Origin of the sequence: Serratia proteamaculans (genome assembly GCF_008830365.1) — a bacterium.
Lineage (GTDB): Bacteria > Pseudomonadota > Gammaproteobacteria > Enterobacterales > Enterobacteriaceae > Serratia > Serratia proteamaculans.
Genome location: NZ_WBKI01000003.1, coordinates 109954 through 124858, shown reverse-complemented (window position 1 = coordinate 124858; position 14905 = coordinate 109954). Strand labels below are relative to the sequence as shown.

The window sequence follows — 14905 nt, the reverse complement described above, 5'->3', positions numbered from 1 at the left end:
CCAGTAACCCTTTTGTTGTTGTGCCATTTTGCCGTTTGCCTGCCTTATATTCTGACGTTATGTTAATGGGTTATAGTCAATCCATAAAAAGTTTGGGGTATTGCCCCACAACAGGCGCCACGTTCCGGCGCCAGATAAGAATAAGTTAGCCTGGAGGCAAACCCATGGAGATGTTGTCAGGAGCCGAGATGGTCGTCCGATCGTTGATCGATCAGGGCGTTAAGCATGTATTCGGTTATCCGGGCGGGGCGGTACTCGATATCTACGATGCCCTGCATACGGTCGGAGGAATCGATCACATATTGGTACGCCATGAGCAAGGTGCCGTGCATATGGCCGATGGCTATGCGCGTGCGACTGGCGAAGTGGGGGTGGTGCTGGTGACCTCAGGCCCCGGAGCGACCAATGCGATCACCGGTATTGCGACCGCCTATATGGATTCCATCCCAATGGTAGTGCTGTCCGGTCAGGTTCCCAGCTCGCTGATTGGCTATGATGCCTTCCAGGAGTGCGACATGGTGGGGATTTCTCGCCCGGTAGTGAAGCACAGCTTCCTGGTCAAACGCACCGAAGATATTCCCGGCATCCTGAAGAAGGCTTTTTACCTGGCCTCCACCGGTCGCCCTGGTCCGGTGGTGATCGACCTGCCGAAAGACATCGTGGGTCCGGCGGTGAGAATGCCTTACGCCTATCCGCAGGAAGTGAGCATGCGTTCCTATAACCCGACGGTGCAAGGGCATCGCGGGCAGATTAAGCGTGCGTTACACACCGTGCTGTCGGCTAAAAAACCCGTTATGTACGTTGGTGGCGGGGCGATCAACTCGGCCTGTGAGGCAGAGCTGCTGGAATTGGCGGAGAAGCTGAATCTGCCGGTGACCTGCACCCTGATGGGGTTGGGTGCCTTTCCCGGTACTCATCGCCAGAGCGTCGGCATGCTTGGCATGCACGGCACTTATGAAGCCAACAAAACCATGCACAACTCTGACGTGATTTTTGCCGTCGGCGTGCGTTTTGACGATCGTACCACCAACAACCTGGCCAAATACTGCCCGGACGCTACCGTACTGCATATCGACATTGACCCTACCTCAATTTCCAAGACGGTAGACGCCGATATTCCAATCGTTGGCGATGCCAAACAGGTGCTTACGCAGATGCTGGAGCTTCTGGCACAGGAAGACAAGGCGCAGGACCACGATGCGTTGCGTGACTGGTGGCAGTCCATTGAGCAGTGGCGCGCGCGTAATTGCCTGAGCTACGACAAAAACAGCGGCACCATTAAGCCGCAGGCAGTGATCGAAACCCTGCACCGGCTGACCAAAGGCGACGCTTATGTCACCTCCGATGTCGGCCAGCACCAGATGTTCGCCGCACTCTACTACCCATTCGACAAACCACGCCGTTGGATTAACTCCGGCGGGCTGGGCACCATGGGCTTTGGTCTGCCGGCGGCGCTGGGCGTGAAGTTGGCACTGCCTGATGAAACCGTGGTGTGTGTCACCGGGGACGGCAGTATCCAGATGAACATTCAGGAGCTGTCCACCGCGCTGCAGTACAACCTGCCGGTGATCGTAGTGAACCTGAACAACCGCTATCTGGGGATGGTGAAGCAGTGGCAGGACATGATTTATTCCGGCCGCCACTCCCAGTCTTATATGGATTCCCTACCGGACTTCGTCAAACTGGCGGAGGCTTATGGCCACGTAGGCATCGCCATTCGCACCCCGGATGAGCTGGAAAGCAAACTGGCACAGGCGCTGGCCGAGAAGGAGCGTCTGGTATTTGTCGACGTCACCGTCGATGAGACCGAACATGTTTACCCGATGCAGATCCGGGGTGGAAGCATGGACGAAATGTGGTTAAGCAAAACGGAGAGGACCTGATCATGCGCCGTATTTTATCTGTATTGCTGGAAAATGAATCCGGTGCGTTATCGCGTGTGGTGGGCTTGTTCTCTCAGCGCGGTTACAACATTGAAAGCCTGACGGTAGCACCGACCGACGATCCCACTCTGTCACGTATGACGATTCAAACCGTTGGCGATGAGAAAGTGCTGGAGCAGATCGAAAAGCAGCTGCATAAGTTGGTGGACGTGCTGCGCGTCAGCGAACTGGTGCAGGGCGCGCACGTTGAGCGTGAAATCATGCTGGTGAAGCTGCAGGCCAGCGGTTATGGCCGCGAAGAGGTGAAACGCTGCGCCGACATTTTCCGTGGTCAGATTGTCGACGTTACGGCTACGCTGTACACCGTTCAACTGGCGGGTGCCAGCGACAAACTGGATGCGTTCCTGAGTGCGGTGCGTGAAGTGGCCGAAATTGTCGAGGTGGCGCGTTCCGGTGTGGTCGGCGTGTCGCGCGGCGATAAAATCATGCGCTGAGGCGTGATACCGGCATAATCTAGGGGCGTAGCCAGGCTGCGCCCTTTGTTTTTCGGTGTTTTTTGCCTGTTTGCTGGCACCTTTCGGCAAAAGCGGTTGCTAGGCAGTGTTTTCTGCTGTTAGATCGCAGAGGCTGGATTGAATAACCGCACAGGATGCGATGGTTAATCCGAGCATGGTTTTCACTTCTATTTTCAGCGTCATTAAGGGGTTAACGTGAAACTGGATGAAATCGCGCGTCTCGCAGGCGTTTCGCGCACTACGGCCAGTTATGTCATCAACGGCAAGGCGAAGCAGTATCGTGTCAGCGATAAAACCGTCGAAAAAGTGATGGCCGTGGTCAGGGAGCACAACTATCATCCGAATGCCGTCGCGGCAGGGCTGCGCGCCGGGCGGACTCGTTCAATCGGTCTGGTGATACCGGATCTGGAAAACACCAGCTACACCCGCATTGCCAACTATCTGGAACGTCAGGCTCGCCAACGCGGCTACCAGTTGTTGATTGCCTGTTCGGAAGATCAACCGGATAACGAGATGCGCTGCATTGAGCACCTGTTGCAACGCCAGGTTGACGCGTTGATCGTTTCCACCGCCTTACCGCCAGAGCACCCGTTCTATCAGCGTTGGGCCAACGATCCACTGCCGATTATCGCTCTGGACCGGGCACTGGATCGCGAGCATTTCATCAGCGTGGTGGGGGCCGATCAAGAGGACTCATTCGCGCTGGCGCAGGAGCTTCGTACCTTCCCGGCTGAATCGGTGCTGTATCTGGGGGCCTTGCCGGAACTTTCAGTCAGCTTCCTGCGTGAGCAGGGGTTCCGTGAGGCATGGCAGGATGACGAGCGGCATGTCGATTATCTGTATGCCAACAGTTATGAGCGTGAGGCTGCCGGCGTGTTGTTTGCCGAATGGTTGAAAACCCACCCGATGCCGCAGGCGCTGTTCACCACCTCATTCTCTTTGCTGCAAGGGGTGATGGACGTGACGCTGAAGCAACGTGGTCGTTTGCCGACCGATCTGGCGATCGCCACCTTTGGCGATCACGAGCTGTTGGACTTCCTCGAGTGTCCGGTCTTGGCGGTTGCCCAGCGTCACCGTGACGTGGCCGAGCGCGTGCTGGAACTGGTGCTGGCCAGCCTGGATGAACCACGTAAACCCAAACCGGGTCTGACGCGCATCCGGCGCAATCTGTTCCGTCGCGGCAGTCTTAGCAGGAAATAATCCTCAACAGGAGCGCCCTGTTGCGCTCCTGCTTCACACCTCACACGTAGCCTGCCACTCTGAACAATCTTCTGCAGTATTCGAGAAAGTAGCCATACACCACGCCCATTGCCATTGACACTACCGCGTTGCTGGTTACCGCCGTCATGATTTGTTGCCCATCGGCACCGACGCTCCACAGGATGGCGGCATAGACGGGGGACTGGAAACTGACATAGGCCAACAGGTCGGCCAGGTTGCGCAGTAAAAAGGGTTGGCGGTGAAAGCGCCTGGCGACACGGATAAACAGATCGCGATAGCGGCCATAGGGCCAGGCGATCAGGATGTTCACCGGGATCGACAGCAAACGGGACGAGAGTGATTGTTGAAAGCTCATGCCGGACACCAGGATTTCTATCGCCATACCGGCGATGAAGCAGTACACCACCAGTGCAAAGGTATCGGCAGCGGCGCTGCGCCAATGAGGGACAGGCGAAAGCATGATGCAATCTCCGTGGTTATTGGTTAATGCTCTGTTAAATCATTAATTGTTGGTTGTTAAATCTGGTTTTTTATTCTTTTTGTAGTTTACACTTCCGTCATGAATTCACTAAGTAGCTAAATATTTTTATTTTAAGGTATTGCGTGGTTTTTGTGCTGAGCTCAGGCAGAGGAATATGGCGCGAAGGGATTAAAAATGGATGAATTGCAACTATTCAATAAAAAACAATGAGTTGCATTATTTGTTGCGGCGAGGTGCTTTTTCACAGTAAAAATTGTGGGAATAAATGATGTAAGGAAATGAAACCATAATTGTAAACAGGTATTTTGAGAATAATCTTACTAAATTGATTTAAATCGAAATTAGCTTCCCTCGTAATATCCGAGCCATTTATTTTTTCAGCGAACTTATCACTGAGGCTTTAATTGAAGTAAAATAGCGGCCGGTGTGGGGCGTAATAACCGTTGAGCGTTATTAACTCAATGGCTTAAGCCCTATTTCGGCGGTAAGGCAAGTTTACGCCGGGCCTTGTCCGGTGCGGGTCCCAACGGGTTACAGGGATGTGATTGCCGAGCTAAAAAATGAGACATCGATTGCAGAAGGAAGTATTGAGTTAATTAATCGCCAATTTGTCAGGTTTTTAATCACGTTCTTTCCGCTTAGAAATTTCTCCCCGTTTATCATGATGTTAATTTTTAATCATCTAATAAATAGCGTTCCTTTCGCGAGCCGGCTCCCAAAATGACCGAAGAAATATTGCCAAAGCGCTGGCGCTCTGGCTTGACAAGGTTTTCATACCCTCCGTAAACTCCATTATGTGGGAATTTGTGGGGTAAAGTGGTGAAAATGGTCGTGGAGGGGTAGCTCAGGCATGTTCCGTGGAGCAACGATGGTTAATCTCGACAGCAAAGGGCGGCTTGCCGTACCCACCCGTTACCGGGATTTGCTGAACGAGCAATCGCTAGGCCAAATGGTTTGCACCATTGACCTCCATCAGCCCTGCCTACTGCTTTACCCACTGCCCGAATGGGAAATTATCGAGCAAAAGTTATCCCGTCTGTCGAGTATGAATCCCGCCGAGCGCCGCGTTCAGCGCTTGCTGTTGGGACATGCCAGTGAGTGTCAGATGGATAGCGCCGGTCGGTTGCTGTTAGCGACAACGCTACGCCAACACGCCGGGCTTACCAAAGAAGTGATGCTGGTCGGGCAGTTCAACAAGTTTGAACTGTGGGATGAACAGACCTGGTATCAACAAGTCAAGGATGATATTGACGCAGAACAGTCGACTCAGGAACCGTTGTCTGAGCGGCTACAGGACTTGTCGCTATAAGCATGTTGGAAAATTATAAACACACCACCGTACTGTTGGATGAGGCGGTAAAAGGTCTCAATATTCGCAGTAACGGCATATATATCGACGGTACTTTTGGCCGCGGTGGCCATTCGCGTCTGATTCTGTCCCAGTTGGGGCCGGAAGGGCGTTTGCTGGCAATTGACCGCGACCCACAGGCGATTGCAGCCGCCAAGTCTATTGAAGATCCTCGTTTTAGCATCGTACACGGCCCATTTTCAGATTTGTCACACTATGTGCGGGAACGCGAATTAGTGGGGCAGATAGATGGCATTTTACTCGATCTGGGCGTTTCTTCGCCGCAGTTGGATGACGCAGAACGCGGCTTCTCCTTCATGCGTGACGGACCGCTGGATATGCGTATGGACTCCTCAAGCGGTCAGTCAGCCTCCGAGTGGCTGATGAAAGCGGAAGCCGACGACATTGCCTGGGTGTTGAAAACCTTTGGCGAGGAGCGTTTCGCCAAGCGTATCGCTCGCGCCATCGTGGAAAGAAATCTGGTCGACCCGATGACTCGCACCAAACAGCTGGCCGATTTGATCGCCAACGCCAGCCCGTTCCGGGATAAACACAAACACCCGGCAACCCGCAGTTTCCAGGCGATCCGTATCTACATCAACAGTGAGTTGGAAGAGATCGAACGTGCGCTGGACGGCGCGCTGGAAGTGCTGGCCCCGCAGGGCCGCCTGTCGGTGATCAGCTTCCACTCGCTGGAAGACCGTATCGTTAAACGCTTTATGCGCCACCACAGCCGCGGTGCGCAGGTACCGGCCGGTATTCCATTGACCGAAGCGCAATTGCGCAGCATGGGCGGACGCACGTTGAAAGCGCTGGGTAAGATGATGCCTGGAGATGCCGAGGTGGCGGAAAACCCACGTGCGCGTAGCTCGGTGTTGCGTATTGCCGAGAGGATGCCCGCGTGATTGGTAATGAGCGTCATGGCTTAGTCGGGGTGATTGGCGGCGATCTGCTACGTAACGCCAAGATCCCGTTGATTTTGCTGATTGCCTCGCTGGTGTCTGCGGTTTTTGTGGTGACTACCGCGCACCGTACCCGTTTGCTGACCGCCGAGCGCGAGCAGCTTGTTTTAGAGCGAGATGCTCTGGACATTGAGTGGCGCAACCTGATTCTGGAAGAGAATGCTCTTGGGGATCACAGTCGGGTAGAGCGCATCGCTACTGAAAAACTGCAGATGCAACATGTTGATCCATCGCAGGAAAATATCATCGTTAAACAATGAATGGTTTAACTGAAATCACTACACGGAGTAGAAAGGGAACGCATGAAAGCAGCACGCCCCGGTAAGTTGAAACGCCAGGAAGATCAGGCCAGCTTTGTAAGCTGGCGTTTTGCGTTGCTGTGCGGCTGTATTTTGCTGGCGTTGGTGGGGTTGATGCTGCGGGTGGCTTATCTGCAGGTAATTAACCCAGACCGTCTGGTGAAAGAAGGCGACATGCGTTCACTGCGCGTGCAGGAAGTGCCAACCTCTCGCGGCATGATCAGCGATCGCTCAGGGCGCCCGTTGGCGGTGAGCGTGCCGGTCAACGCCATTTGGGCTGACCCGAAAGAGCTGAATGAGCGTGGTGGCATAACGCTGGATAGCCGCTGGAAGGCACTGTCCGATGCGTTGAATATCCCGCTGGATCAGCTTTCTACCCGCATTAACGCCAACCCGAAAGGGCGCTTCGTCTACCTGGCACGCCAGGTGAACCCGGCGATTGGCGATTACATCCACAAGCTGAAACTGCCGGGGATTTACCTGCGTCAGGAGTCTCGCCGTTACTATCCTTCCGGCCAGGTGACCTCGCATATCATCGGCGTGACCAACATTGATGGCCAGGGGATTGAAGGCGTTGAGAAGAGCTTCGATCGCTGGCTGACCGGGCAACCGGGCGAAAGAACCGTGCGTAAAGACCGCTATGGCCGGGTAATTGAGGATATCTCCTCGGTCGACAGCCAGGCGGCGCATAACCTGGTGCTGAGCGTCGACGAACGTCTGCAGGCGCTGGTTTATCGCGAACTGAACAATGCCGTGGCGTTCAACAAGGCCGAATCCGGTACGGCAGTACTGGTGGACGTGAACACTGGCGAAGTGTTGGCCATGGCCAACAGCCCGTCTTACAACCCGAACAATATGGCCGGTACGCCGAAAGAAACCATGCGTAACCGTGCTATCACCGATATTTTTGAACCCGGCTCCACCGTGAAACCTATGGTGGTCATGACGGCATTGCAGCACGGCATTGTGAAAGAAAACAGCGTGCTGAATACCGTTCCTTACCGTATCAACGGCAAGGAAATCAGGGACGTTGCGCGTTATGCGGAACTCTCCCTGACCGGGATCTTGCAGAAGTCGAGTAACGTCGGTGTTTCACGACTGGCGTTATCGATGCCGTCCTCAGCGTTAGTAGATACTTACTCTCGTTTTGGATTGGGAAAAGCGACCAATTTGGGGCTGGTCGGAGAAAGCAGTGGCATATACCCAAAAAAACAACGGTGGTCTGACATAGAGAGGGCCACCTTCTCTTTCGGCTATGGGCTAATGGTAACCCCGTTACAGTTAGCGCGAGTCTACGCAACGATCGGCAGTTTGGGCGTTTATCGTCCGCTGTCGATTACCAAGGTTGACCCACCGGTTGCCGGTGAGCGCGTGTTCCCTGAACCTCTGGTGCGCACTGTGGTGCACATGATGGAAAGCGTTGCCCTGCCGGGCGGCGGTGGGGTGAAAGCCGCGATCAAAGGCTACCGTATTGCCATCAAAACCGGTACCGCCAAAAAAGTGGGCCCGGACGGCAAATACGTCAACCGATACATCGCTTATACCGCCGGCGTTGCGCCGGCGAGTAATCCCCGTTTTGCTCTGGTGGTGGTCATCAATGACCCGCAGGGTGGGAAATACTACGGTGGTGCGATCTCCGCACCGGTGTTTGGCGCCATCATGGGCGGCGTATTGCGCACCATGAACGTCGAGCCGGATGCGTTGCCTACCGGTGAGAAAAGCGATTTTGTAATTAACAGAAAAGAGGGTTCAGGTGGCCGATCGTAATTTGCGCGATTTACTCGCTCCGTGGGTGCCAACGGCGCCCGGGCGCGCGCTGCGGGAAATGACATTAGACAGCCGTATTGCGGCTGCCGGGGATCTGTTTGTCGCCGTTGTCGGCCATCAAACGGATGGACGCCGCTATATTCCGCAGGCCATCGCGCAGGGCGTTGCCGCTGTGATTGCCGAAGCTGAAGGTCAGGCTGAAGACGGCGCTATTACTGAAATGCACGGCGTGCCGGTGATTTATCTGAGCCAGCTCAATCAGCGTCTTTCCGCGTTGGCCGGTCGTTTTTACCATCAGCCGGCGGAGCGCCTGCGTCTGGTTGGCGTCACCGGGACTAACGGCAAAACCACGACCACTCAACTGCTGGCGCAGTGGGGCCAACTGCTGGGCGAAACCAGCGCCGTGATGGGCACCGTGGGCAACGGTCTGTTGGGTCAGGTATGCCCAACGGAGAATACCACCGGTTCTGCGGTGGATATTCAGCACGTGTTGAACGAATTGGTCGACAGCGGTGCGACCTTTGCCGCGATGGAAGTCTCTTCCCATGGGCTGGTGCAGCACCGGGTGGCGGCGTTACCTTTTGCCGCTGCCGTATTCACCAACCTGAGCCGCGATCACCTGGATTACCACGGTGATATGGCCAATTACGAAGCGGCCAAGTGGTCGCTGTTCGCCGGTCACGAAGTGGGCCAGGCGATTATCAATGCTGATGATGAAGTCGGTCAGCGTTGGTTGAGCAAATTGCCGGATGCCGTGGCCGTTACCATGCAGGATAACCTGCAGCCGGGCTGCCATGGCCGCTGGCTGAAAACCACTGCGGTCAACTATCACGATAACGGAGCCACCATCCACTTCAGTTCAAGCTGGGGTGACGGTGAGATTGAAAGCCGCCTGATGGGGGCCTTCAACGTCAGCAATCTGCTGCTGGCACTGGCGACGCTGCTGTCGCTGGGGTATCCGCTGGACAAATTGGTCGCCACCGGCAACCGACTGCAGCCGGTCTGCGGCCGAATGGAAGTGTTCAACGCGCCGGGTAAACCGACGGTAGTGGTCGATTACGCCCACACCCCGGACGCGCTGGAAAAAGCCTTGGAAGCCGCTCGCTTGCACTGTCTGGGACAGTTGTGGTGCGTGTTTGGCTGTGGCGGCGATCGTGACAAAGGCAAGCGTCCGTTGATGGGCGGTATCGCCGAACAGTTCGCCGATCGCGTAGTCGTGACCGACGATAACCCTCGTACCGAAGAGCCACAGGCGATCATCGCCGATATCCTGACCGGCCTGCTGGACGCCGGACGTGCTCTGGTGATCCACGGTCGTGCGGAAGCGGTAACCAGCGCCATCATGCAAGCTAAAGAACAAGATGTGGTACTGGTGGCAGGTAAAGGCCACGAGGACTACCAACTGGTGGGGAATCGCCGCCTGGATTACTCCGATCGCACCACCGTAGCGCGTCTGCTGGGGGTAGTAGCATGATCCCTGTCTCCCTTCGGACACTGGCCGATGTATTGAGCGCAGAGTTGATCGGCGCCGATTGCCAAATCGTTGAGGTGACGACAGATACCCGTCAGGTAACCGCGGGTTGCCTGTTTGTGGCATTGAAAGGCGAGCGTTTCGACGCTCACGATTTTGCTATTGACGCGGTAGCCGCTGGCGCTGGGGCGCTGCTGGTAAGTAAGCGCTTATTGGTGGAGGTTCCGCAACTGGTGGTGAAAGATACCCGCCTGGCTCTGGGACAGCTTGCTGCCTGGGTTCGTCAGCAGGTGCCGACTCGCGTAGTGGCGTTAACCGGTTCATCGGGCAAGACCTCGGTGAAAGAAATGACCGCGGCCATTCTGCGTGAATGCGGTGAAGTGCTGTATACCGCCGGTAACTTCAACAACGATATCGGCGTGCCGCTGACGTTGTTGCGTTTGCAGCCGCAGCACGACTTTGCCGTGATTGAGCTGGGCGCCAACCATATTGGCGAAATTGCTTACACCACGGCTTTAACCTGTCCGCAGACCGCACTGGTGAATAACCTGGCGGCTGCCCACCTGGAAGGCTTTGGTTCTTTGGCTGGTGTCGCTCAGGCGAAAGGCGAAATTTTTGCCGGTTTGCCGACTGACGGCGTGGCAATCCTCAACGCCGACAATAACGACTGGCCGCACTGGCAGAGCATGCTGGACGGCAAAACCGTCTGGCGTTTCTCGCCGCAGGCGGCGGAAAACATCGATTTCTTCGCCAGCGATGTGCGGGTGAATGGCAAGGGCACGCAGTTTATGCTGCACAGCCCGTTCGGTACCGCGCCGATCGCACTGCCGCTGCCGGGCCGTCATAACGTGGCTAATGCGTTGGCCGCTGCGGCGCTGGCAATGTCGGCCGGTGCCTCGCTCGAAGCCGTGCGTCAGGGATTGAAACAGTTACAGGCGGTACCGGGGCGTTTGTTCCCGATTGCGCTTTCTGACCACCAGTTGCTGCTGGATGACAGCTATAACGCCAACGTCGGTTCAATGACGGCTGCCGCACAGGTGTTGGCGGAAATGCCGGGCTACCGCGTGATGGTGGTGGGTGACATGGCAGAGTTAGGGGCAGAAGCCGAAGAATGTCACCGTCAGGTGGGCGAAGCCGCCCGGCTGGCTGGGGTGGATAAAGTGTTGGGCGTCGGCGCGTTAAGCCAGGTGCTGGTTGAAGCCTCGGGTCATGGCGAACATTTTCAGGATAAGGCAGCAGTGATCGCGCGCGTGGTGGAATTACTGTCAGAACATGCGGTAATTACCGTGTTAATCAAGGGTTCACGTAGTGCCGCAATGGAGCAGGTAGTACGCGCGTTACAGGAGAAAGCACCATGTTAGTTTGGCTGGCCGAACATTTGGTCAAATATTATTCCGGCTTCAACGTCTTTTCCTACCTGACGTTCCGAGCCATTGTCAGCCTGCTGACCGCGCTGTTCCTTTCCTTGTGGATGGGGCCGCGGGTGATTAAACGCTTGCAGGAGATGTCCTTCGGCCAGGTGGTGCGTAACGACGGTCCGGAGTCGCATTTCAGCAAGCGCGGCACGCCGACCATGGGCGGCATCATGATCCTGACCTCCATCACCGTTTCAGTATTGATGTGGGCCTATCCGTCGAATCCTTACGTGTGGTGCGTACTGTTCGTGCTGGTGGGTTACGGGATTGTTGGCTTCGTTGATGACTACCGCAAGGTGGTGCGTAAAGACACCAAAGGGCTGATTGCCCGCTGGAAATACTTCTGGCAGTCGGTGATTGCGTTGGTGGTTGCCTTCGCCATGTATGCCGTAGGGAAAGACACGCCAGCCACCGAGCTGGTTGTGCCGTTCTTTAAGGACATCATGCCGCAGCTCGGCCTGTTATACGTGCTGCTGGCATACTTTGTGATTGTGGGCACCAGCAACGCGGTCAACCTGACCGACGGGCTGGATGGCCTGGCGATTATGCCAACGGTGTTTGTGGCCGCGGGCTTTGCGCTGGTGGCCTGGGCGACCGGTAACATGAACTTCGCCAACTACCTGCACATTCCTTATCTACGCCATGCTGGTGAGCTGGTGATCGTCTGTACCGCCATCGTCGGTGCCGGTCTGGGCTTCCTGTGGTTCAACACCTATCCGGCTCAGGTCTTCATGGGCGATGTTGGCTCCCTGGCACTGGGCGGCGCGTTGGGCACCATTGCGGTGCTGCTGCGCCAAGAGTTTTTACTGTTGATTATGGGCGGCGTGTTCGTGGTTGAAACGCTGTCGGTGATTTTGCAGGTGGGGTCGTTCAAGCTGCGCGGGCAACGTATCTTCCGCATGGCACCGATTCACCACCACTATGAATTGAAGGGCTGGCCAGAGCCGCGCGTGATCGTGCGCTTCTGGATTATTTCGCTGATGCTGGTGCTGATTGGCCTGGCGACGCTGAAGGTGCGGTAATTATGACGGATTATCAGGGTAAAAAAGTGGTCATCATCGGGCTGGGCCTCACCGGCCAGTCCTGTGTTGATTTCTTTATGGCGCGCGGCGTGACGCCACGCGTTATGGATACCCGCATCTCACCGCCAGGCCTGGACAAGCTGCCTGAAAGCGTTGAGCGTCATTTGGGCGATTTGAATCTGGACTGGCTGTTGGCGGCAGATTTGATCGTCGCCAGCCCAGGCATGGCGTTGGCGACCCCGGCATTAAGCGCTGCTGCAGAGGCTGGCGTGGAGATCGTCGGCGACGTCGAGCTGTTCTGTCGCGAAGCCCAGGCACCGATCGTAGCCATCACTGGCTCTAACGGCAAAAGTACCGTCACCACCTTGGTGGGTGAGATGGCGAAAGCGGCCGGTTGGGCGGTGGGGGTTGGCGGCAATATCGGCCTGCCTGCGCTGAGCCTGTTGCGCCAGGAATGCCAGCTGTACGTGCTGGAGCTGTCAAGTTTCCAACTGGAAACCACCTTCAGCCTACATGCGGCTGCGGCGACCATTTTGAACGTCACCGAAGATCACATGGACCGCTATCCGTTTGGCCTGCAGCAGTACCGTGCGGCCAAACTGCGCGTTTATGAAAATGCCAACCTGTGCGTGGTGAATGCGGATGATGCGCTGACCATGCCAGTACGCGGTGCAGACCAGCGCTGCATCAGCTTCGGTGCCGATGTGGGCGACTACCATCTGAACCGTCAACTGGGTGAAACCTGGCTGCGCGTGCGCGGCGAGAAAATCCTCAATACCCGTGAGATGAAACTGACCGGCCGCCACAACTATACCAATGCGCTGGCGGCGTTGGCACTGGCCGATGCGGTGAATATCCCGCGTGCTTCCAGCCTGAAAGCGTTAACCACCTTTACCGGGTTGGCACACCGCTTCCAACTGGCCTGGGAACATAACGGCGTACGCTGGATTAACGATTCCAAAGCCACCAACGTCGGCAGCACCGAAGCGGCGTTGAATGGGCTGCAGGTTGACGGCACTCTGCACCTGCTGCTGGGCGGCGACGGTAAATCTGCCGACTTCTCCCCGCTGGCGCAGTATCTGCAAGGCGACAATGTCCGCCTTTACTGCTTCGGCCGTGATGGCGAACAGCTGGCGCAGCTGCGACCGGAGGTGGCTATGCTGACCGAGACCATGGAACAGGCGATGCGGGCGATAGCCGGCCGGGTGCGGTCCGGCGATATGGTGTTGCTGTCACCGGCATGTGCCAGCCTGGATCAGTTCCGTAATTTTGAAGTGCGCGGCGATGAGTTCGCCCGCTTGGCACAGGAGCTCGGCGGATGAGACTACGCTTGCCGAACTTCGGGCTGACCGAACTGTTTAAAAACTGGGTGGCGGGATCGCGGGATAACGATTCGGTCAATATGGTGCTGTACGACCGTACCCTGCTATGGCTGACCTTTGGGTTGGCCATTGTCGGCTTTGTGATGGTGACTTCGGCGTCGATGCCGATCGGCCAGCGTTTGGCAGACGATCCTTTCCTGTTCGCCAAGCGTGACGCGCTGTACCTCGGGTTGGCATTTGGCCTGTCGATGGTGACGCTGCGCATTCCGATGGAAGTCTGGCAGCGTTACAGCAATGTCATGCTACTGATGTCGATTGTGATGCTACTGATCGTGCTGGTGGTCGGTAGCTCGGTAAACGGGGCATCGCGCTGGATCGCATTGGGGCCACTGCGTATTCAGCCGGCGGAGCTGTCCAAGCTGTCGCTGTTCTGTTACCTGGCGAGCTATTTGGTGCGCAAGGTAGAAGAAGTGCGTACCAACTTCTGGGGCTTCTGTAAGCCGATGGGTGTGATGGTGGTGCTGGCGGTATTGCTGTTGGCACAGCCGGATCTCGGTACCGTGGTGGTGCTGTTTATCACTACGCTGGCGATGCTGTTCTTGGCTGGCGCCAAAATGTGGCAGTTCCTGGCGATTATCGGCTCTGGTGGCTTCGCCGTGGTGCTGTTGATCATTGCCGAACCTTACCGTATGCGCCGTGTGACTTCGTTCTGGAATCCGTGGGCCGATCCGTTCGGCAGCGGCTACCAGTTGACCCAGTCGCTGATGGCCTTTGGGCGCGGTGAGTTCTGGGGACAGGGGTTAGGCAACTCGGTGCAGAAACTCGAGTATTTGCCGGAGGCACACACCGACTTTATCTTCTCGATTTTAGGTGAAGAGCTGGGCTATATCGGTGTGGTTTTCGCATTGTTAATGGTATTCTGCGTCGCTTTTCGTGCTATGTCGATTGGCCGCCGCGCGCTGGAGCTCGATCAACGCTTTTCCGGCTTTTTGGCCTGCTCAATTGGTGTCTGGTTTAGCTTCCAGGCGCTGGTTAACGTTGGTGCCGCCGCCGGTATGTTGCCGACCAAGGGCCTGACGCTGCCGCTGATAAGTTACGGCGGCTCGAGCCTGTTGATTATGTCGACGGCGATCGTGCTGTTACTGCGTATTGATTATGAAACGCGTCTGGCTAAAGCCCAGGCGTTTGTGAAGAGGTAA

General features: G+C 56.2%; 13 protein-coding genes. 12 read left to right on the top strand and 1 reads right to left on the bottom strand.

The genetic code is table 11. From position 1 onward, the window contains the following. The first annotated feature begins 164 nt into the window (after positions 1 to 164). From ilvI to cra, 3 genes are all read left to right on the top strand, one after another. On the top strand, positions 165 to 1883 hold the full coding sequence (ilvI, locus tag F8R23_RS14045) for an acetolactate synthase 3 large subunit (protein WP_129934244.1): 1719 nt from the start codon (positions 165 to 167) through the stop codon (positions 1881 to 1883). Positions 1884 to 1885: 2 nt separating this feature from the next. Next, positions 1886 to 2377: an acetolactate synthase small subunit gene (gene ilvN / locus F8R23_RS14040; protein WP_170287991.1), complete on the top strand. Its 492-nt coding sequence runs from the start codon at positions 1886 to 1888 to the stop codon at positions 2375 to 2377. A 216-nt stretch (positions 2378 to 2593) separates the two neighbouring features. Further along, positions 2594 to 3598: a catabolite repressor/activator gene (cra, locus tag F8R23_RS14035; RefSeq protein ID WP_085120221.1), complete on the top strand. Its 1005-nt coding sequence runs from the start codon at positions 2594 to 2596 to the stop codon at positions 3596 to 3598. A 40-nt stretch (positions 3599 to 3638) separates the two neighbouring features. Here the strand turns inward: cra and F8R23_RS14030 are convergent, their stop codons facing one another. Further along, entirely contained in the window at positions 3639 to 4079 is a 441-nt protein-coding gene (locus tag F8R23_RS14030; RefSeq protein WP_085120222.1) for an L-alanine exporter AlaE, read from the bottom strand. 871 nt (positions 4080 to 4950) lie between these two features. Between F8R23_RS14030 and mraZ the strand changes: the two genes are divergently transcribed. The 9 genes from mraZ to ftsW are packed head-to-tail and all read left to right on the top strand — an operon-like array spanning position 4951 to position 14905. Continuing rightward, positions 4951 to 5409, top strand: a complete 459-nt coding sequence (mraZ, locus tag F8R23_RS14025) for a division/cell wall cluster transcriptional repressor MraZ (protein ID WP_085120223.1) — start codon at positions 4951 to 4953, stop codon at positions 5407 to 5409. A gap of 2 nt (positions 5410 to 5411) precedes the next feature. Next, entirely contained in the window at positions 5412 to 6353 is a 942-nt protein-coding gene (rsmH, locus tag F8R23_RS14020; RefSeq protein WP_085120224.1) for a 16S rRNA (cytosine(1402)-N(4))-methyltransferase RsmH, read from the top strand. After that, the gene (ftsL, locus tag F8R23_RS14015) at positions 6350 to 6670 is read left to right on the top strand and encodes a cell division protein FtsL (protein ID WP_012005204.1); all 321 of its coding nucleotides are present in this window, start codon (positions 6350 to 6352) and stop codon (positions 6668 to 6670) included. The genes rsmH and ftsL overlap by 4 nt, the downstream gene beginning before the upstream one ends. A gap of 42 nt (positions 6671 to 6712) precedes the next feature. Beyond that, positions 6713 to 8476 carry a peptidoglycan glycosyltransferase FtsI gene (locus tag F8R23_RS14010; protein WP_099063083.1) on the top strand — a complete coding sequence of 588 codons (1764 nt, stop codon included), beginning with the start codon at positions 6713 to 6715 and terminating at the stop codon, positions 8474 to 8476. Then, positions 8463 to 9950, top strand: a complete 1488-nt coding sequence (murE, locus tag F8R23_RS14005; RefSeq protein WP_129937891.1) for a UDP-N-acetylmuramoyl-L-alanyl-D-glutamate--2,6-diaminopimelate ligase — start codon at positions 8463 to 8465, stop codon at positions 9948 to 9950. Before F8R23_RS14010 ends, murE begins: the two co-directional genes overlap by 14 nt. After that, entirely contained in the window at positions 9947 to 11308 is a 1362-nt protein-coding gene (murF, locus tag F8R23_RS14000; RefSeq protein ID WP_112348017.1) for a UDP-N-acetylmuramoyl-tripeptide--D-alanyl-D-alanine ligase, read from the top strand. The genes murE and murF overlap by 4 nt, the downstream gene beginning before the upstream one ends. Next, positions 11302 to 12384: a phospho-N-acetylmuramoyl-pentapeptide-transferase gene (gene mraY, locus F8R23_RS13995; RefSeq protein WP_012005208.1), complete on the top strand. Its 1083-nt coding sequence runs from the start codon at positions 11302 to 11304 to the stop codon at positions 12382 to 12384. The genes murF and mraY overlap by 7 nt, the downstream gene beginning before the upstream one ends. A gap of 2 nt (positions 12385 to 12386) precedes the next feature. Next, on the top strand, positions 12387 to 13706 hold the full coding sequence (murD, locus tag F8R23_RS13990) for a UDP-N-acetylmuramoyl-L-alanine--D-glutamate ligase (protein ID WP_129934248.1): 1320 nt from the start codon (positions 12387 to 12389) through the stop codon (positions 13704 to 13706). After that, on the top strand, positions 13703 to 14905 hold the full coding sequence (gene ftsW / locus F8R23_RS13985) for a cell division protein FtsW (RefSeq protein WP_085120229.1): 1203 nt from the start codon (positions 13703 to 13705) through the stop codon (positions 14903 to 14905). Before murD ends, ftsW begins: the two co-directional genes overlap by 4 nt.

Excerpts from the sequence above, each read along its gene's own strand:
- ilvI (WP_129934244.1), top strand. The coding sequence starts at position 165 with ATGGAGATGTTGTCAGGAGCCGAGATGGTCGTCCGATCGTTGATCGAT.
- ilvN (WP_170287991.1), top strand. The coding sequence starts at position 1,886 with ATGCGCCGTATTTTATCTGTATTGCTGGAAAATGAATCCGGTGCGTTA.
- F8R23_RS14030 (WP_085120222.1), bottom strand. The coding sequence starts at position 4,079 with ATGCTTTCGCCTGTCCCTCATTGGCGCAGCGCCGCTGCCGATACCTTT.
- mraZ (WP_085120223.1), top strand. The coding sequence starts at position 4,951 with ATGTTCCGTGGAGCAACGATGGTTAATCTCGACAGCAAAGGGCGGCTT.
- rsmH (WP_085120224.1), top strand. The coding sequence starts at position 5,412 with ATGTTGGAAAATTATAAACACACCACCGTACTGTTGGATGAGGCGGTA.
- F8R23_RS14010 (WP_099063083.1), top strand. The coding sequence starts at position 6,713 with ATGAAAGCAGCACGCCCCGGTAAGTTGAAACGCCAGGAAGATCAGGCC.
- murF (WP_112348017.1), top strand. The coding sequence starts at position 9,947 with ATGATCCCTGTCTCCCTTCGGACACTGGCCGATGTATTGAGCGCAGAG.
- mraY (WP_012005208.1), top strand. The coding sequence starts at position 11,302 with ATGTTAGTTTGGCTGGCCGAACATTTGGTCAAATATTATTCCGGCTTC.
- murD (WP_129934248.1), top strand. The coding sequence starts at position 12,387 with ATGACGGATTATCAGGGTAAAAAAGTGGTCATCATCGGGCTGGGCCTC.
- ftsW (WP_085120229.1), top strand. The coding sequence starts at position 13,703 with ATGAGACTACGCTTGCCGAACTTCGGGCTGACCGAACTGTTTAAAAAC.